General features: G+C 56.6%; 15 protein-coding genes. 10 read left to right on the top strand and 5 right to left on the bottom strand.

All coding sequences use genetic code 11. From position 1 onward, the window contains the following. The first annotated feature begins 124 nt into the window (after positions 1-124). Both AB1L30_RS25915 and AB1L30_RS25910 read left to right on the top strand, forming a co-directional pair. The gene (locus tag AB1L30_RS25915) at positions 125-1,546 is read left to right on the top strand and encodes a c-type cytochrome (RefSeq protein WP_367017370.1); all 1,422 of its coding nucleotides are present in this window, start codon (positions 125-127) and stop codon (positions 1,544-1,546) included. Beyond that, on the top strand, positions 1,546-2,652 hold the full coding sequence (locus AB1L30_RS25910; protein WP_367017368.1) for a hypothetical protein: 1,107 nt from the start codon (positions 1,546-1,548) through the stop codon (positions 2,650-2,652). Before AB1L30_RS25915 ends, AB1L30_RS25910 begins: the two co-directional genes overlap by 1 nt. Positions 2,653-2,736: 84 nt before the next feature. Here AB1L30_RS25910 and AB1L30_RS25905 read toward each other — a convergent pair whose 3' ends face one another. Next, complete coding sequence (locus AB1L30_RS25905) at positions 2,737-3,630, bottom strand: DUF1571 domain-containing protein (protein WP_345094143.1); 894 nt, start codon at positions 3,628-3,630, stop codon at positions 2,737-2,739. Positions 3,631-3,925: 295 nt separating this feature from the next. Here AB1L30_RS25905 and AB1L30_RS25900 point away from each other — a divergent pair, with 295 nt between their 5' ends. Beyond that, the gene (locus AB1L30_RS25900; protein WP_367017366.1) at positions 3,926-4,591 is read left to right on the top strand and encodes an MBL fold metallo-hydrolase; all 666 of its coding nucleotides are present in this window, start codon (positions 3,926-3,928) and stop codon (positions 4,589-4,591) included. Here AB1L30_RS25900 and AB1L30_RS25895 read toward each other — a convergent pair. Beyond that, positions 4,588-6,258 carry an ATP-binding protein gene (locus AB1L30_RS25895; RefSeq protein ID WP_367017364.1) on the bottom strand — a complete coding sequence of 557 codons (1,671 nt, stop codon included), beginning with the start codon at positions 6,256-6,258 and terminating at the stop codon, positions 4,588-4,590. The genes AB1L30_RS25900 and AB1L30_RS25895 overlap by 4 nt on opposite strands. A gap of 193 nt (positions 6,259-6,451) precedes the next feature. Between AB1L30_RS25895 and AB1L30_RS25890 the strand changes: the two genes are divergently transcribed. The 4 genes from AB1L30_RS25890 to AB1L30_RS25875 all read left to right on the top strand — a co-directional run bounded on the left by AB1L30_RS25890 (position 6,452) and on the right by AB1L30_RS25875 (position 11,613). Further along, a complete protein-coding gene (locus AB1L30_RS25890; protein ID WP_367017362.1) occupies positions 6,452-8,473 on the top strand; it encodes a M28 family peptidase in 2,022 nt (673 codons plus the stop codon). A 279-nt stretch (positions 8,474-8,752) separates the two neighbouring features. Continuing rightward, the gene (locus AB1L30_RS25885; RefSeq protein WP_345094136.1) at positions 8,753-9,451 is read left to right on the top strand and encodes an OmpH family outer membrane protein; all 699 of its coding nucleotides are present in this window, start codon (positions 8,753-8,755) and stop codon (positions 9,449-9,451) included. A gap of 115 nt (positions 9,452-9,566) precedes the next feature. Beyond that, a complete protein-coding gene (gene lpxC / locus AB1L30_RS25880) occupies positions 9,567-10,472 on the top strand; it encodes a UDP-3-O-acyl-N-acetylglucosamine deacetylase (protein WP_345094134.1) in 906 nt (301 codons plus the stop codon). 61 nt (positions 10,473-10,533) lie between these two features. After that, a complete protein-coding gene (locus AB1L30_RS25875) occupies positions 10,534-11,613 on the top strand; it encodes a Gfo/Idh/MocA family oxidoreductase (protein WP_367017359.1) in 1,080 nt (359 codons plus the stop codon). A gap of 84 nt (positions 11,614-11,697) precedes the next feature. On the opposite strand, the gene AB1L30_RS25870 is transcribed toward AB1L30_RS25875, so the two are convergent. Then, positions 11,698-13,272: an ABC transporter permease subunit gene (locus AB1L30_RS25870; RefSeq protein WP_367017357.1), complete on the bottom strand. Its 1,575-nt coding sequence runs from the start codon at positions 13,270-13,272 to the stop codon at positions 11,698-11,700. Between the two features lie 57 nt (positions 13,273-13,329). Beyond that, positions 13,330-13,611, bottom strand: a complete 282-nt coding sequence (locus AB1L30_RS25865; protein ID WP_367017355.1) for an acylphosphatase — start codon at positions 13,609-13,611, stop codon at positions 13,330-13,332. A gap of 263 nt (positions 13,612-13,874) precedes the next feature. Here AB1L30_RS25865 and AB1L30_RS25860 point away from each other — a divergent pair, with 263 nt between their 5' ends. Then, the gene (locus AB1L30_RS25860) at positions 13,875-15,032 is read left to right on the top strand and encodes a hypothetical protein (RefSeq protein WP_367017353.1); all 1,158 of its coding nucleotides are present in this window, start codon (positions 13,875-13,877) and stop codon (positions 15,030-15,032) included. Here AB1L30_RS25860 and AB1L30_RS25855 read toward each other — a convergent pair. After that, positions 14,983-15,447 carry an NUDIX domain-containing protein gene (locus AB1L30_RS25855; protein ID WP_367017351.1) on the bottom strand — a complete coding sequence of 155 codons (465 nt, stop codon included), beginning with the start codon at positions 15,445-15,447 and terminating at the stop codon, positions 14,983-14,985. The genes AB1L30_RS25860 and AB1L30_RS25855 overlap by 50 nt on opposite strands. Before the next feature lie 179 nt (positions 15,448-15,626). Here AB1L30_RS25855 and ftsH point away from each other — a divergent pair, with 179 nt between their 5' ends. Both ftsH and rsgA read left to right on the top strand, forming a co-directional pair. After that, on the top strand, positions 15,627-17,690 hold the full coding sequence (gene ftsH / locus AB1L30_RS25850) for an ATP-dependent zinc metalloprotease FtsH (protein ID WP_367017349.1): 2,064 nt from the start codon (positions 15,627-15,629) through the stop codon (positions 17,688-17,690). A 42-nt stretch (positions 17,691-17,732) separates the two neighbouring features. Beyond that, complete coding sequence (gene rsgA, locus AB1L30_RS25845) at positions 17,733-18,875, top strand: ribosome small subunit-dependent GTPase A (protein ID WP_367017347.1); 1,143 nt, start codon at positions 17,733-17,735, stop codon at positions 18,873-18,875. The last annotated feature ends 193 nt before the right edge of the window (positions 18,876-19,068 follow it).

The raw sequence follows: 19,068 nt of genomic DNA, 5'->3' as shown, positions 1-19,068 counted from the left end.
TCTGCTCGCGATGGTCTCTTGGAGGACGTGCGACAAATTGCCGCACGAATTGGTCGAGGTCCGGCGCGTAGACTGTAAGGTGACAACTTTCGATTGACACCAAGTACGGGGAAGAGAGAGGGCCATGGATGTCTATCCGGTCAACCAGTATGACCCCCTGATGCCGGGAATCATGATTGCGATCGTCGCGGTCGTCCATGTGTTCCTCGCCCAGTTCGCCGTCGGGGGCGGCATGCTGCTGTGCTACTTTCAATGGCTGGCGATGACCGGTCGTTCCGCCAACGCTCGGCTGTTTGTGCATGGCTATTTCAAATGGCTGGTGCTGATCAGCTTTGTCGCCGGTGCGGTCACAGGCGTCGGAATCTGGTTCACATCGATCCAGGTCAGTGCGTTCACGATCGGTGGCATGATTCGCAACTTTCATTGGATCTGGGCGACAGAGTACCTGTTCTTTCTGCTGGAAGTCTTCGCCGGGTACATGTTCTATCGCTATCACCAGAAGATCAGCGATGCGGCCTGCATGAAGTTGCTGGTGATGTACGCTTTCGCGGCGTGGATGAGCCTGTTCTTGATTAATGGCATCATCAGCTGGCAACTGACGCCGGGCGGATGGATCGAGAACCACTCGATCCTGGAAGGGTTCTTCAACCCGACCTTCTGGCCGAGCTTGTTCTTTCGAACGATTGTTGCTTTGACACTGGCGGGGCTGGTCGCGTGTATCGTCGTGAATACGATGCAAAGCCTCGATCAGGAAGCGAAACGCAAGCTGATCAACTACGCGGCCCATCTGTTGGTGCCGATGGTGCTGATGCCGATTTTAGGTGGCTGGTTTTTGCTGGCGATGCCGGCCGATAGCCGTGGCTGGGTATTGGGGGGCAGTCCCACGATGAACCTCTTCCTGAATATCTCGGTGGGGGCATCGATGGCGATCGGAGGCTACGCGTTGATTGGCCTCTATCTGCAGCGGCTCTATATCAACGGAGCCACCGCCACGCTGCTGCTGATGCTCGCCTTTGGCGCGACGGCAGGCGGCGAATTTGTACGGGAAGGTTCGCGTAAGCCCTACTCGATTCGCTACTGGATGTATTCCAACGGAATTCACCCAGACCAGGTCGCTCAGATGCGGAAGGAAGGCTGCCTCGTGCACGATCCTTATCCGCTGGTCAACGGAACCGAAGTCGCCGGCGAGATCACCACGCGCGGTGCCAAGGTGTTCCGGCGGCAATGTGCGGTCTGCCATACGGTCTCGGGGTTGAATGGTGTGACCGAGCTGACCGCGTCATGGGACGAAGATCAGATGCGGATGAACATCGCCAAGTTGCAGCACACCAAACCGTTCATGCCACCGTTTGCCGGCAATGCGGAAGATCTGGAGTCGCTGGTTCGTTATCTCAAGTGGTTTAACGAGCGAAACGATGAGCAGGCCGAAGCTCCGATGGAAGAGGCGGCGCTGGCCGACATCAACAAGTGGTTAGATCAAGCCGGAACCGAGCCCGCCTCGAAGCCGCCAGGTCGTGAAGCTGCGAGCAGCGAGGGAGAGTCGTAATGGATGCCCCATTCCCTTTTAATCTGCCGCTGACGTCGTTGACGTACATGCTGCTGTATCTGATCACCTTCGTCACGCATCATCTGGCCATGCACTACGTGGTCGCGGGCTGCCTGTCGATTGTTGGCTTCAGTTTTTGGTATCGCCAAGATGAAGGGGCTTTGCTCCACAATCCGATTGTCCGGGTACTGCGAGACTGGATGCCGTTCGCGCTCAGTGCTGCGATTACCTTCGGCGTGGCGCCGCTTTTATTCGTGCAGATCCTTGTACCGCTCCACTTTTACACGGCCAACCTATTGCTCGGCTGGCGGTGGATGGTGGTCATCCCGGCGCTGATGGCGGCGTTTTATCTGCTGTATGTGCTGAAGAGTACCTGGTTCGAGCGACTTCGCTGGTGGCAACGGGCCTTAGTCGCTGGTTTGAATGCCGGTCTGTTCGTCTTCATTGGCTTCTGCTGGACGGCAAACCACTTGGTCTCAAGCGAACCGTCGGCCTGGACCGAAGCGTTCGCCAGTGGCGAGTTGCCGCTGAAAGTTCTGCCGGTGGTCTCTCGCTCGCTTGTTTGGCTGAGCGTGGCATTCGTATCGATGGCCACGCTGCTGACGGCTCAGCTTGCCTACCTGAGAGAGGGCACGGCGACGGATGACGATTTGCCCACGGTCGGTTGGCTGCGATGGTTTGCGATGGCCGGGCTAGGAACGTTCGGCGTGGCCTCGCTTGCGGCGATCGCGTTCTCGCAGCCAGGCTTCGGCGCCGTGGCCAATCTAAGTGGAACGCTGTGGTTGGTGCTGGGCATTTTGTTCTGGGCGGGGCAGATCTACCTTTGGCACAGCGACTCCCAGGCAACATCGCGCCGGTGGATCGTTCCGCGATTGGTGCTGCTCCCCGGCATGCTGTTCTGCGGAGCGGTTGTCCGCGAACTGATTCACGTGGCATCGATCGACTACGCCGCGACCCTCGCCGGCCAGGCGGAAGCAGGCAAGGTGGAAGGATTTTGGGTGTTCCTGATCACGGCCGTGATTGTGATCGGCTTGATGGCCCTGACCATCCGCTGGGTCTACCAGTCGTTCGAGACCGAACCGGCTGAGGTTGAGCCAAGCGAATAAATACTTTCGCTCCGCGCACAAAAAAACACCCGGTCGAAAACTTCGACCGGGTGTTTAGATTCTTAAGCGACGCTCGCTTCCGGCTTAGACGTTGAAGCCGTACTTTTCGTTGCGAGGATTGAAGTCGGCGTCGGTGAAACCATTGTTCAGCTTCAGGTTCATGTAGGTGTACTCTTCCAGCATGGCTGGTTCGGCACCTTGCGACGAAGGCCAGTCCCAAGAAGCGAAGCGGATCGGCACTTGCATTTCGTCGTCGATGAAGACGTGAGCCTTGTGGAAGCGGAAGTTCTTACGTGGCACTGGGTGAACCACTTCGATCACGGTGCAAACGCGGCCGTTGATCTTGGCACCGTTGTAGAACTTCACTTCGCATTCGCCGAACTGCATGTCCTGCTGAGCGACTTCGATCAGACGGGTCACCAGGTTCTTGATGCCGACGTCGGTAATCGGATAACGCTGACCACGCATGGCCATCGCACCCAGCGGGTCAAGCGAAACGGTGATGTGCTTCAGAAGGGCACCCCCTTCGTGAGCCATCAGGTTGCCGTTGTTATGACCCTTCACGTACAGAACTTCACGGCCCTTCACGCTGGAAGGCTTCAGAAAGTACATGTACACGCCGAATGGCGAGACGATGTTGCCGTTCTGGTCTTTCTTTTCGTGGCGGATCTTGGTGTAGATGAACTCTTGATCGTTCAGCTTACCGTTGATCTGCTCGCGTTTGACCAGCGTGCATTCGTAGTCGTGAATGTTGTTTTCGATGCTCACCAGGCCGTTTTCGGCGATACGCAGCGCCGGAGCCAGTGGATGCTCGGCAGCCACGTTCTGGACGGGGTTGCCGGTGCGGTTGGAAACGCGGTAGACCGGTTCCCGCAAGCCCTGACGTTGATCCTCACCGAAAGTCGCCCGGGTCAGCCCGCAGGCCAAGGCCGTGCTGCCAGCCAGCAGCGTTCGGCGAGAAATGAGGGACTTGGTCATGATCAATCTCCGTTAATGTTCCGGTCCGTAATCTCTCGCGTTCCGTGCAAGAGCGACAAGTACGAACGTCCGGTATCTGTGCATGTGAGTGGTGGCGATCCGCTAGCAAGCCGTCGTCGTCACCTTAGCGAATTTATGCCCTAGAGCGTCTTATCGCGATGTCTGTGGCCACAAGATGAATACCTTCGTGACGAGCGTCAAAGTTTTACAGATTACCAAGATCTCGTCAGATGGTTTATCATGCGCAATCACTGTATCCAATTTTGTCAGCAAAGTGGAGTGCGATCTGCCCTGAATGGCTGAGATCAACATTTTACGTATCGTCAGTATGCCGTTCGACGAAAACACGTATGTCCTTTTCAAGGAAGGACTTGCGGAATGTATTGTCGTCGATCCCGGTTTAGAGCCTGAAAAAATTGTCGACGCACTTGCCGAGAGGAAACTTCAGGTCTGCGCCATCTTGAACACGCATGGCCATAGTGACCACATTGCTGGCAACGGAACGATGAAGCAAATGTGGCCTAATGCCCCTCTGGTGATTGGGCATGGCGACGCGGAAAAACTGACCGATCCAGAAAAGAATTTAAGCGGACCTTTCGGCCTGCCCCTGATCAGCCCCGAGCAAGACCTGACGGTTAAAGAAGGGGATACCTACCAGGCAGGGGGGATCGACTTCGAGGTTCGCGAAACCCCAGGCCATAGCAGCGGCCACGTTGTATTCATTGTACGAGACGGCGATCGCACGGTGGTTCTTGGGGGGGACGTCCTATTTAAAGGGAGCATCGGGCGAACCGATTTCCCCGACGGCAGCTTTGCCGATTTGAAGCAGGCCATCGAGACCAAGCTGTTCACCTTGCCGGGTGAGTCGATCATTTTGCCGGGGCATGGCCCCGCCACGACCGTCGAAGAAGAAATCGAAGGGAATCCCTTCGTGGGCAAGCCGGCCGGCTACAAAGGTTAGTACCGGGTATCGTCGGTTGGCACGTGGACCCATGGGAATCGTAGCGTGAAGCGGGTTCCCTTGCCGGGCTCGCTGCTGACATCGACGTCGCCGCCATGCTCTTGCAGCACCTTCTGACTGACCGGAAGTCCTAGCCCGGTGCCGCGGTTGCCTTTGGTCGACTCAAAGGCCGAGAAAACTTTCTCGAGCATCTCGGGCGGAATGCCATGGCCGTTGTCTTCGACCGTGCAAACCAGTTCACGTTCGGCTTCACGAAACTCGGTCGAAACGACCACACGCGGGTTCTCGACTTCCAGGACGGCATCGATCGCGTTGGTCACCACATTCAGCGCGGCCCGGTGAATCCCTTCATCGTCGAACAATCCCATCGGCAGATCGATGTCAGGGCGGAATTCGAGGACAACGTTGTTCTCTTTCGCCCGGTTGCGCATCAAGTTGACCACATCTTCGACCACGTCGTTCAGCGAGGCATTGCTGCGGTCTGGCTCTCGTTCTTTGCTGAACGAAAGCATGTCCATCACCAGGTGGGCGATGCGATCCTGGTTCCGTTTGACGATCCCCCAGCCATGCTGGACAACATCCATTTTGCCAGACTTGATGCCTTCTTCGAGGATGTAGCTACCGCCGTGAATCCCTTGCAGGATATTCTTCACGTGGTGTGAAATGGCAGCGACTGCTTGCCCCATGGCGGCCAGACGCTCGGTCCGGACCACCGCGGAATAGTAGTGCGTGTCTTCGACCGCCAACGCCGCTTGATGGGCGATCGCAATCATCAGTTTTAAGTGTTCTTCCGTAAATCGGGCCCGTAGCGGCGAGGCCGTCATATCAGGCGGCGTGTAGGTATCGATATAAATCGCCCCGACGATGCCGTATCGGCCTTGCATCGGAACGCAAATCGCTTCGCTCACACCACTGCTGATAATACTGCCTTCCGGCGACCAGCGTTGATCGTCCTGGGCGTCGGTTGTCAGGACACCTTCGCGATTGGTCAGCACGTATTCGAGAATGGTACGGCTGATGGTGATCGCTTCTTCGACCCCTTGTTTCCCTTCGCGGACCCGCTGAGCTTTGGCCTCGGGCATTTTGGTGTGCGAATCGATCAGCACGATACAGGCCCGGTCTGCTTCGACCCAGTCGAAGATCAAGCCGAGCAGGTAGTCCAGCAGTTGTTCGATGTCCAGCGTACGGCTGACTGCCAGCGCGGTGTCGTAGATCAACTGCAGGTTGTTTTGCAGATTCTGCGATTGGCCTGCTTCGCGGAGTTCGGAAGGGAGGAAGATCTGGCTTCCTTCTTCGTGGCGAATCGAGTGAATGATTCGCGAACCTTCCCGATGTTTCTCTTGCAGGCTCACACTGATCGGCCGCGTGGTTGGCGCGGCGGCGGTGTGCGTGAAGATCATTAGCGTGTGCCCTAGTTGCAGGCGATCGCCATGCGTCAGGGGGCATTCCATTACACGCTTCTGGTTGACGAAGCATCCGTTCGAGCTTTGCAGGTCGACCAACGTGAACTGCCCGTCCTTCATGCGAATTTCAGCATGCCGGCGCGAGATCTCGGTGTCGTGCAAGACGATCTCGTTGCCCCGATCACGACCGATCGAGATCATGTCGCGGGCCAATTCGTATCGGCGTCCTTGGTCGTCGCCTTGAATGACAAATAGTGAAGCCAAACGGAACTCTCGGGATGGTCCAGTCAACGTGCGTGTAAGATTCAATCTCAACCAGGATTTGATTTTACGACGTTTTGCCCAGGTGTGGCAATGAGGCGGCTTGCCGGTTGACGCACCGAGTCTGACGGAAAAGAATCGAAGGTTGCCTAACTTCTCGAAGTTTCACCATCCTTCCCATTCGGAATGTCTGCCGATGAACAACCGCCACTTCCGCAGCCGCACGCTCTTTCTTTGCCTGGGACTGGGTGTCGTCTTCTCGGCCGCCGGCCTGATTCACGCCCAAGAGGCAGCCACGGCCAATTCCGCCAATTCCCTGAAGGAGACGCTGGAATACCTCGCCTCCGATAAGCTCGAGGGGCGTGGCATCGGAACGGAAGGACTGGAAGAGGCCGCCCAATACTTGGCGAAGCAGTTTGAAGCGATGGGCCTGAAGACCGACCTGGTCAACGGCAAGCCATTCCAAAGCTTCGATGTTGTTGTCTCGTCCGAACTAGGCCCTGAGGAGCAAAATCGTCTGGAGCTTGTTTCTGGAGAGGAAACGATCGAGCTGAAACTAGGGGAAACGTTCACGCCCCTGGCGGTGGGTGGATCGGCCAAGTTTGACGTGCCGCTGGTCTTCGTTGGCTATGGAATCTCGGCCCCGAAGCTCGAATACGACGAGTTCGCCGATCTCGATGTCAAAGGAAAGATGCTCGTGATCCTGCGGAAAGAACCGCAGCAGAACAATCCGCATAGCGTCTTCGACGGCAGCAAGACGACGCAGCACGCGCTCTTCAGCCGGAAGATTTCGAATGCCTATCAGAAGGGTGCGGCAGGCGTGATCTTCATCAACGATGCCGTGGGACTCGAAGGAATCAAAGCCCATATCCAACCGGCGTTCGATGTCGCGGTTGCCGACCTGGTGAAAGTCCAGAACGCCTACAAGGAGAAAGATAACCACACGGCTGACGAAGTTGCCGCTCACATCAGTACCGTGACATCGCTCGGCGCCAAGATCGCCGAGTATGGCGAAATGTTGGGGGACGGCGTCGACGAATTGATTCCACTGACCGGGGCTGGCGATGAATCGTCGCGGACCGATTTCCCGGTGATGTTCGCGAAGCGTTCCGTTTTCGAGCCGCTGCTGAAGAAAGAGTTTGGCCAGTCGCTGCTGGAAATCGAGCAGTCGATTGACGAATCGCTGAAGCCAATCGTCGGCGAAATCGGAAGCTGGAAGGCAGTCGGTCAGACCGATATCGTCCGAGAAAAAGCGACCATTCACAATGTTGTTGGCCTGATCGAAGCGCCGAACGCGACCTCCGACAAGGTGATTATCGTCGGGGCTCACTACGATCACCTCGGCATGGGGGGATCGAACTCGCTCGCGCCCCTGACTCACGAAATTCATAATGGTGCCGACGACAATGCTTCGGGAACGACGGCACTGCTGGCAGTTGCCCGGCGACTGCAAGCCAAGGCCGACCAGCTTCAGCATCGCGTGTTGATCGTGGCGTTCTCTGGCGAAGAAGAAGGTTTGCTGGGAAGTGCTCAGTATGTGAAAGAGCCTGTCATCCCGATCGACAAGACGTTGATGATGTTCAACATGGACATGGTCGGGCGGTTGGACGAGAACAAGCTGATTGCCATGGGGAGCGGGACGGCCGCGATGTTCGAGCCTCTGCTTGATCAGTTGAACGAGAAGCACAAGTTCGCGTTGACCAAAGATCCCGGCGGCTTTGGCCCGAGCGATCATTCGTCGTTCTATGCCAAGCAGTTGCCAGTGCTGGCATTCTTCACCGGAACGCACAACGACTACCATCGGCCTAGCGATGACGCCGACAAGATCAACTACGAAGGGATGGCCCGGATCATCGACTTCGCGGTCGACTTCCTGCTGGCGATCGACAAGGCGGACCAGCCCCCGGCCTACGTTGCTGTTGAATCAACCCAGCCCGAGATGCGAGGTGGTTCGCGACCTTACTTCGGTAGCATCCCGGATTTCACCGTGGTGGGCAAAGGATATGGGATTCAAGGTTCCAGCCCTGGAAGTCCCGCCGCGGAAGCGGGCATCAAGGGAGGCGATATCTTGATCGACCTCGGCGGCAATCGAATTGGTGGTCTGGAAGACTTCGACGCGGCTCTCCGCAAATTCAAGGCCGGAGACAAGGTGGAAGTCGTGGTGCTTCGTGATGACAAGGAAGTGAAACTAACCGTCACGCTGGCACCGCCCCGGTAAGCTGATTTTCACACTGGGAAAACTCGCGATCCTGGGAAGATCCAGGGTGGCCGCTAGCTGTGCGATTCAGGCTTGAATCGCGGGGGGAAAGTCCTTTTTGCTGGACAACAGCGAACCCTGTTTGCCGATAGGGCGTAGTAACCTCGCAACGGTCCGTCTGGGCCAGTAAAGTGCGGGGGAAGAATTTACTCAGATTGCACTTTACCTGAATGGAAGTAGTCGGCAAAATGTCGCGACTTTCCCGTTCAGACGGCGTTTACGCAATCGTTTAAATGTTCCGTGGCAGCCACCCGCCATGGGCTGATCCACGTGACGGTCACGATGACCTGTTTTGTCCAGCAAGGAGTGCTGAAAGTGAAGCGATTTCTCTCGTGTTTCTGTGTCGCGGTCGCATTGGCCGGTTTCTGTCAAGTCAGCACTGCCTCGGCCCAGCAGGCTGGTGCCGGCAACATCGCTGTGATCGACATCCCGGTCATCTTCAAGAATCACGCTCTGTTCAAGAAACAGATGGATGAACTGAAGGGCTCGGTTGATTCGGCCGAACAAGCTCTGACCCAGGATCGCGATGCGATGAAAGCCATGGTCGAGCAGTTGCAGTCCTACAAGGCTGGAACCCCAGAATACAAGCAGCTCGAAGAAAAGATGGCCAAGGTTCAGGCCGACCTGCAGGTCAAAGTTGGGATGCAGAAGAAGGACTTCATGGAACGTGAAGCCCGCATCTACTTCAACACCTACAACCAGGTCACCCAGACCGTTGCAACCTTCGCTCAGCGTCACAACATCACGCTGGTCTTGCGTTACAACAGCAACGAAATCGACCCAACCAACCGCCAGTCGGTTTTGGAAGGTGTCAATCGTCCGGTGATCTATCAGAACCAGATCGACATCACCTACGACATTTTGAACATCCTGAACAATGGTGTCGCTACCCGTCCACAGGTCGGTGGTGGCAGCCAGGTTCCGCAGCCCCGCTTCTAAGCCGGACTCGCTTGCGTTAATGGAAACCAAGAACAAAGGCGAGGCCGCAAGGTTGGTCTCGCCTTTTGTCATTCTCTAAGATCCTAATTGCCTTGTTGGGCTAGATACTGCCTCTATGAATTCCGCATCCATCGTCCCTGGTGGCGAACCGATCGCACGTTTTCAACAGACCTTGAAGGCCTCCGCATCCGTCTCGGGACGCGGCTACTGGAGCGGTAAAGAAATTACCGTCCGGTTCGAGCCAGCCCCGGAAGATACCGGTGTGGTGTTTGTGCGTGAAGATCTGGAAGGTGCTCCGCAAATCGCGGCTCATGTCGACAACCGGATCGAAGTCCCTCGTCGCACCAACCTGGTGTCGCAAGGCGTTTCGGTCGAGATGGTCGAACATGTCTTGGCTGCCCTGGCTGGTTTGCAGGTCGACAACTGCTTTGTCTGCGTCAACTCGGCCGAGATGCCGGGGATGGACGGTTCGGCCAAAGACTATGTCGAGCAAATCCTGGCTGCCGGCATCGAAACGCAAGAGGCACCTCGCGCGGTTTTGGCAATCTCGGAAGTGGTTCGCGTCGGCGACGACGAATGTTGGGTCGAAGCTCGCCCCAATGGCTCGAAGCGGATGAAATTCAAATACCGCCTCGACTTCGGCAGCGACGGCATGATCGGTCGCGAGACTCTCGAAGACAAGCTGACCGCTGAATACTTCCAGAACGAACTGGCCCCTGCTCGTACATTCCTGCTGTTGCAAGAGGCCGAATGGCTTCGCCAGCAAGGCCTGGGCACCCATGTCGATTTCAGTGAACTGCTGGTCTTCGGAGAAGAAGGCCCCATCGACAACGAACTTCGTTTTGAAGACGAATGTGTCCGGCACAAAGTCTTGGACCTGGTGGGTGATCTGGCGTTGGCCGGTTGCGATATCCAGGGCACCATTATCGCCAACCGTAGCGGTCATCGCTTGAACGCCGAGTTGGTGAAGCAATTGCTCAAAGAAAATCAGGTTGCCTATACGTCACGGCGGACCGCCTGATTTTCTCCCTCCCCCCAAACGCTTCGTAACGCCGTGCGACCTATTGCAGAGGAAGTTGGCAATGCGTCAGGTAAGACTCGCGGTCATTGGGACCGGTCATCTGGGCAAGATTCACGCCAAGCTGGCGAAAGGGATTTCGGCATTCAAACTGGTCGGCGTTGTCGATCCAGTCAAAGAATCGCGAGATGCGTTCTGCCAAGAGCACAAGATCAAGGGCTATGACGACGTCAGCGAAATTGCGAAGAAGATCGACGCCGCCGTCATCGCCACCCCCACGCTCTATCACAAGCAAGTTGCCGCTCCGCTGCTGGAGATGGGCAAGCATGTGCTGATCGAAAAGCCGATCACGCTTGATACCGAGGAAGCGGACGAGCTGATCGATCTGGCCGAGCATCATCGCTGTGTGCTGCAGGTGGGGCATGTCGAACGTTTCAATCCTGCCTTCCGCGAAGCGGTCAAGAAGATTGAATCGCCACGATTCATCCGTGCCGAGCGTTCCAGCGGATATACCTTCCGCTCGATCGACGTCGGTGTGACGCTCGACCTGATGATTCACGATATCGACCTGGTCTTGTCGCTGGTTCGCAGTCCCGTCGTCGATGTCCAGGCAACCGGTCTGACGGTCTTCGGTCCGCACGAAGATATCGTCGAAACGCGACTCACGTTCGCCAACGGTTGTGTCGCCAATCTGACTGCCTCGCGAGCCAGTTTCGCTCCGTCGCGTCATATGGAAGTCTTCAGCGATGCCGGCTTTGTGGGCGTTGATTTCACCACGCGAAAGGTGAAGTCGATCGTCTCGGACGATATCGTCAGGCAAGGTGTCTCAGAAGTTCATGAGCTTTCGGCCGAAGGTAAGGGCTACGTGCGAGACAACTTGTTCTCGGCCGTTCTGCCGCTGCAAGAGATTGAAGTCGCCCCAGGCAATGCGATCGAAGCGGAACTGAAAGAGTTCGCCGATTGTATTCAGCGTGGCCTCACCCCGACCGTGACCGGTAAGGCGGCTCGCGAAGCCCTTTCGGTCGCACTGCAGGTTGGTGACTCGCTCGCTCAGCATCGCTGGGATGGTGGCAAGTTCAACCTGGTTGGCCCATCGATGCGGCCAGAGCCCAAGCGTGTCGCCAAGCCGCGTAAAGCTGCTTAATCGATCGCTTGCATTAAGAAACAAAAAAGCCACCGCAATTCGTTGCGGTGGCTTTCTTTTTGGTCGAATGGAACCTGTCAGAGATTAGGCGAGGTCGCGATCCTCGAACAGGATCAAGGCCAGGAACATCGTCATCGCACCATACAGGATGGTGTAGAGAGCGGTCCCGGCGATGTAGGTCAGCGGGATCTCGCGGCCGGCGGAGATTGCCCCATAGATCTCGAAGTTCTTTAACACCGGTAATATTGTCGCCACGAACCCCGCCACAAATTGCACCGGTTCAAAGCCCTCTACCGACGCCTCCATAATCGAAGGCGTTAAGTGTCCCAAGGCCCAGATACCAAAGGTCAGCATGAAGTTGGCGACCATTGGCAGACGCGTCGAAATCGCGACCGAGACACCAGCGAGCACCAGGGTTTCCATGTAAACCAGCAGCACGCCTGGCGTGACGCTCATGGCTTCGTGATGCAGCAGTTGCCAGGTGATCCCCTTTTCGCCTTCGAATTCCATGGTGGCACCTTCGCGTTTGTCGAAGATCGGCTTTTGGGCAACCGAGACCACGAAGACCGAGCTGATCATCACGAACAGCACGCTCACCAGCCAGGCGATACCAAAGAACTTGCCCAGCACGAACTGGCGACGGCTAACCGGCTTCGAGAGCAGGGTCAACGCCGTGCGGCCTTCGATTTCTTCGGAAACACTACGGCTGGCGGCCCAGATGGCGACCACGATTCCCAGCACCATCATCGCCTGGAGGCAGGTATGCTTGAGGACCTTGATATCTTCGCCGAAGGTTTGGTACGGAATGTAGATCGAAGCGACCATGAACAAGCAGCCGACGATCGCACAGATCAGGAACAGCAGCTGGTAGATTTCGCTGCGGACGGTCGCTTCGGCGATGGCCGACATCTTTGGGAAGACGCAGACCATGGCGAAGTAGGTGCCATACAGCAGGAACACGAGCGTACCGATGAAGAAGATCGATTCCGCTTCGATGTGTTCCGGTTCGGTCAGCAGCGAAACTTCGAGCTTGATGTCCGAGTTGGTGATGTTACGAGCGTAAAGTTCGATCGTTTCACCGTTAGGAATCTTGCGGAGCAGGGTACCGCGGTCTCCTCGGCGCCATTCAAACAGTTCACCACCACCGATGTCGTAGGTGACGACGTCATCGTCCGAGTCGGCCAGGCGGGCGACCAACTCGACCTTACCAGTGCTGTTGATTTTCATCGTTCGCATCTGATCGGTCAGCAGGACGATGTCGAGTGGAGTTGCTGGAACATTACCTCGTTTGTCGACATCGCCTGAGGCGATCGGAACGATCACTTCATAAGTCGATTCACCGGTCGTCGGGATCTGCTTCAGCGAGTTGAGGATCTCCATCGAGTTGGGGACCATCGGAAGCAAGGCCAACGCGAGGAACGCCCAGATGCCCATGACTACCGAAATCGGCATCAGGGCCGGGCCTGTCAATGCTGCCGTGCAGCGCGCCCCCAGCTTTTTCGGTGAGATGGCCAGCAGTAATGCCCAGAGCAGGGCCGTGGCTAACAGCCCCAGCACCACGCCCACAGCAAACAGCCAGACCGAAGTCGCCAGGTGCCGGAGGTTGATTTCGTCGATGTAGAAAAAGAAGCCGAGAAGGGAGGAGGTGTTCGGGATCATAGAATAATTACGAAGTGCCAGCGACGAAGCAGGGAATCCCACCTCGCCAGGGATGGATTAGTAGTGGATCTCGAAGTGCTCGAACTCGTGAGTCGCATTGCTCCAGTGGCAATCCAGGTCGTTGATGTACTCAAACATCCGATCTCGGATCGCTGCCAGGAAATCGCCACAGGCTGCCTTGGTTCCCTCTGCGATCATTTCCACGTTGCCATTGGGGACATTCTTGACCCATCCGGTTACCGGGAATGACTTTGCAATCTGAGTGGTCGTTTGTCGAAATCCGACACCTTGCACATGTCCGGAAAAGACGACGTGCATTCGGGTTGACTCATCCGTCATGTCACCACCCACTAGGAACGATGCGATAGCAAAAGCAAGCACTCATCATAGTTCACCAAGGGGCAATCATCCAGATACAGAAACTCTAAACGTGGCAAGATGTTGGATGGATCGCTCCATGAAGCTATCTTCATCACGATTATTCTGATTGCCCCAATTTTACGGGGTTTCGAGACTAAGTTTCCCGCTCGACAGGGTGGAACGATAGCGGTGGAAATCTGCAATTGACGCTCGATGGCGTTCGTTGGTAGCGTCTGCCCACTATGAAAAACATCGCCCAAAGTCTGTTCGTGCTGTTGGTCTGCGTCACTTCTTTGCAGGGTCAGGAACCGCTGGCTGCCCCGTACGAGGGAGTCCTCGTGCTGAATAATGGCAATGCCATGCGAGGGTTGATCACGCAGGAAGGGGAGTTCTATTCCCTGGCGATCAACGAGGATTCGATCATTCGCCTGCCGGCGGAACGAGTCGCGTTCGCGTGTAAGTCGATGGAAGAAGCCTATTTACGTCAAAAAGCCCGCGTCGGAACGACCGCGCTGCGACATCATGTCGAGTTGGCCAACTGGTGTCTGGGTCTCGATATGTGGGAAGAAGCGACCTATCACCACGAGATCGCCTTGCGTTCTGGCCCGAACCATCCCGATGTGGTCCGTCTCGATCGCCGGTATCAAGTCAAACTCGAAGAACGTCAGAACCCGAACAAGGTCGAACAGGTTCATTTCACCCAGCCAGTCGCTCGGCCCGAGGTCGACATGCATGTCGAGCAAGCCAGCGCCTCGGAGGAAATGGAACCAACGCTTTCTCCCGATGTGGTTCGTTATTACACAAGCACGGTCCAGCCGATTCTGCTCAACAGCTGTTCCGCCAGCCTCTGCCATGCGTCGAACTCAGAGAACGAGTTCAAGCTGGTCCAGTTCGAGAATGTCCGCTCGATTCCCCGTCGAATGACCATCCGCAACATGAACGCGGTGCTCGACTACATCAATTACGATCAGCCGCTGCAAAGCAAAATGGTGACGCACAGCTCGAGCCGGCATGGCGATGGTCAGTCGCCGAATCTTTCGCCGGAGCAGTTTACCTCGATTCGGAACTGGGTCGTGGCGGTCTCTCGGGGGCCTCGCCCGACGCGTACTGCCATCGATTCGTCGGTGATGCCGGCTTCTTTCAACGCTCCGGCCGAAACGCCAAAAGCCCTGATGCAGCCCAATCAAACGCCCGTCAAGCCTTTGCCCTCGGCACCGGTGAACCCGATCTTTGGTGGCAACGCTAACGCATCGCAGGGCGGGTTGCAGCGTCCGTTTCGGTCGATGCCGCAGAAAGGTGCCCCGGTAAAAGAGGCCCCAGAGGTACGGGACGAATTCGATCCGGAGCTCTTCAACCGGAAATATCATCCCAATCGTGAGGAACAGTTATTCCCGGGATAGCGAAGGTGGCCTGACCCCAGGCCGACAAGAAGTCTCGATTGCTGGTCAGCAAATCGGGATCCCGCATCAGTTCGTGCGGCTGTCGCCAGAACGATTCGGCGACTTCCTCCAGGTTGATCACGACCTGGGCATCTTCCTGAATGGTCGCATACCACCAGGCGACCGAGGTCCCCCACGGGGTGACCGTCTCGAAGAGTCGCTCTCCGGCGATCGATTCGATGCCCAGTTCTTCCTGAATTTCTCGAACCAGAGCCTCGGCCTCGGTTTCTCCGGACTGGATCCCTCCGCCGGGGAAACAAACCTTCCCAGGGGCGACGACAGTCTGGCTGCGACGTATGGTTAGGAAGCAATTCTGCCGCAGAATGACCCCGACAACGGCGCGTTTTCGAATGGGAATGTTGTGCGGTTGGGACATAACTGGGCAGCCGGTGGCTTTGTCCTTAAGTTGTTCTCTCGTAATAATTACGGGCGGTATCTAGCGTGGCAGGCGATTATTCGCTCCCGTCACGCCAAGGCCCCCATTAACTGCTACAATGTAGCGGCGTATAAATCGTTAAAGAACCGTGAACTTGTCCGACTGCAGAGGATAATTGCATGGCGGAAAACCCGCGTAACGAAGAACAGCCAAATGAACGCCCCGGAAGTGGTGGCGGCATGCGGCCTAATTTTACCGTCATTGCGCTGGGGGTGTTTCTTGCAGCCGTCGTCCTGATGCTGATTTCGACCGCTGAACCTCCCTATACCACGCTGAAAACGTCGGAGTTTGAAGAGCAGATTCGTAAAGGTAACGTGCAGAACGTCGTCCTGGGCGACATGGTTGCTACGGGCGAACTGAAAGTTCCACTGAACGTTACCGAGGAAAAGGATGGCGAACAGGTCACCAAGTACGACTCGGATAACCTGCCGATCCAACGCCCCAAGGCGTTCCGCACTCGAATTGCGCCGCAAAATTCGCCGGCATTCGAGGCCCTGGTGGCGATGCTCAAAGAGCAAAAGACCAAGCAGCCCGGTCTAACTTGGGATTACGACACCGATAGCCGAGCCCTCCAGTCGGTGATCTGGATTGTGGTGATGCTGTTGCCGCTGGTGTTCCTGTTCATCATCTGGAACAGTTTCCGCCGCAGCCGCGATCAGATCATGGGGGGAGGCTTCCTGTCGGGCTTTAGCAAGAGTCCCGCCAAACGCTACGAAGCCAGCCGCAAAGCAATCACGTTCAAAGATGTTGCCGGTCTGGAAGGCGTGAAGAGCGACCTGATGGAGATCGTCGACTTCCTGCGGACTCCGGAAAAGTTTGAACGGCTCGGCGGGCAGATCCCCAAGGGGGTACTGCTGGTCGGCCCTCCGGGTACCGGTAAGACCTTGCTGGCCCGAGCGATCGCAGGCGAAGCAGGCGTGCCGTTCTATGCCATCAACGGTTCCGAGTTCATCCAGATGTTCGTTGGTGTCGGTGCCAGCCGCGTCCGCGACTTGTTCAAGACGGCCAAAGACAACAGCCCTGCGATCATCTTCATCGACGAAATCGATGCTGTGGGTCGTCAGCGTGGTGCTGGCCTGGGTGGCGGTCATGATGAACGCGAACAAACGCTCAATCAGATCCTCAGCGAAATGGACGGCTTTGTCCAAGGCGAAACGGTAATCGTGATCGCGGCCACCAACCGGCCCGACGTGCTCGATCCGGCGCTCTTGCGACCAGGCCGATTCGACCGACATATCACCGTCGATCGACCAACCTTCAAGGGACGTGTCGAAATCTTCAAGGTGCATGTCCGCGACGTGCCACTGTCGGACGACGTGAACATCGAACGCTTAGCTGCCGGGGCCGTTGGCTTGACGGGTGCCGACATTCGGAACTTGATCAACGAAGCAGCCTTATGGGCGACCCGTCAAAATCGCGATGCGGTCACGATGGAAGATTTTGAGTACGCCCGAGACAAAATCTTGATGGGTGCCCGTCGCGAAGAATCGCTGGTGGCTCGCGAGAAAGAAAAGACTGCCTACCACGAAGCTGGCCATGCGCTGTTGTCATGGCTTCTGCCCGGGGTCGACCGCCTGCATAAGGTAACGGTGATTCCACGCGGACGTGCTTTGGGTGTCACCCAGACACTGCCCGAAGAAGACCGGATGAACATCAGCGAAAGCGAACTGTACGATCAGTTGGCCTTCATCCTGGGTGGTCGGGCTGCCGAAAGAATTGCCTACAACGAACTGAGTGCCGGGGCGGAAAACGACCTGGAACGGGCCACCAAGATGGCACGCCGCATGGTAACCCAGTGGGGCATGAGCGAGCGGCTTGGTCCGGTGAATTACAAGATCACCGACGAAGATCCGTTCCTGGGACGCGAGATCCACGAAAATCGTCACTTCAGCGAGCACACCATGCAGATCATCGACGACGAAGTCGCTCGAATTCTGCACGAAGCGCACGACAAGGCGATTGAAGTGCTGACGACCAACAAGGATAAATTGGTCAAGCTGACGAACTCGCTGTGCGAACACGAGGAACTGTCCGACCACGAAGTCGAACAGCTGATTGGCCCATCGGTTCATCGCTCGAAGGCGAGCAAGTTGAACTCGGAGATGGAAATTGCCTCGAACGGGCACCCCGCCCCTGCATCTGACCTGACGACCGAAGACGTTCAGGCAGAAGAAACGAACTAGGCTTCCTCTCCCCAGTCAGGGAGAGAGGGGACGAGAGCTTTCATGGCGAAAAAAGGCAAGGGGCAGCAGAAGCGTCGCGTCGAGTTCCGGAAGAACCGCACGCAAAAGGTGCGGCAAGGGGACATCACCAAGCATTTCAATCGTGATGAATTCGACGCCGACAAAGCGGTGCAGCGGGAACGGATCTCCGGCAAAGGAGACCTGACTCGCAAACGTACCATCGTTAGCCACGATCAAGAGGATGGCACCGATACCGAAACGTTGTCCATTCACGTCGACACCGAGACCTGTCTGGAAGGCAGAGTGCTACGCGTTCAGGGCCTGATCAGCGAAGTCGAAGCCCCGGACAAGTCGGTTTTTCAGTGTGCCACGCGGCGATTGCTGAAAACGATGTCGACCGACGTACGGCACGTGGTGGCGGCTGGCGACCATGTCTGGTTTCGCCCGAGCGGTCCCAGCGAAGGAATCATCGAAAGCGTCGATCCTCGCTACGGAGTGCTGAGCCGAACGAGTCGCGGCCGGCAGCACATTATCGTCGCCAACGTCGATCAGCTAATCATTGTTGGCAGTGCCGCCGAACCAGGCCTGAAGCCGAATCTGATCGATCGCTACTTGATCACGGCCGAGTACGCGCGGATTCGTCCAATCATCTGCATCAACAAGGTCGACCTTCTCGATCCCGCTGCGCTGCAAACGATTGTCGGCGTCTATGGCAGCATCGGGTACGAAGTCCACCTGGTATCGGCCAAAGAAGGGACCGGGATTGAACGTCTGCGGCAGGCACTGCATGGCAAAGACACGGTCCTGTCGGGGCAGAGCGGGGTGGGGAAGTCGTCGCTGCTGAACGCGATCGAGCCAGGGCTGAACCTGCGGGTGAACGCCGTCAGTCGTGAAAACGACAAGGGAAAGCACACCACCACCACCGCCACGCTCATTCCGCTGGCGACGGAAGGGCACGTGATCGACACGCCTGGGATCCGTCAGTTTCAGCTGTGGGACATCATCCCGGAAGAAGTGGCCGGCCTGTTCCGAGATATTCGTCCCTTTATCAATCGCTGCAAATTTCCGAATTGCACCCACACGCACGAGACGGATTGTGCGGTGAAGGATGCCGTCGCCGATGGCATTCTTGATACGCGGCGATACGAGAGTTACTGCCAGATTCATGCCGGTGATGCGGCCTAGAGTCATTTCACCTGCCATTGGTGAATGCCAAAAGTCCGCTGTGGGGGATTGGTCGATTAGGCCGATATTACAGAAAATACACGCCAGATGACCCCTGCCAGTTGGGTTATCTAGAGAAGTTATTGTGGAGCCTTCGCTGCTCTCGGATACAATAAAACTGAATAGATACGGCTTCTTGTCACCCCAGCCGTGC

It is taken from the genome of Bremerella sp. JC817 (assembly GCF_040718835.1).
Classification (GTDB): domain Bacteria; phylum Planctomycetota; class Planctomycetia; order Pirellulales; family Pirellulaceae; genus Bremerella.
Note: the sequence above shows the minus strand (reverse complement) of the source record. Positions and strands in the feature narration are given on the sequence as shown.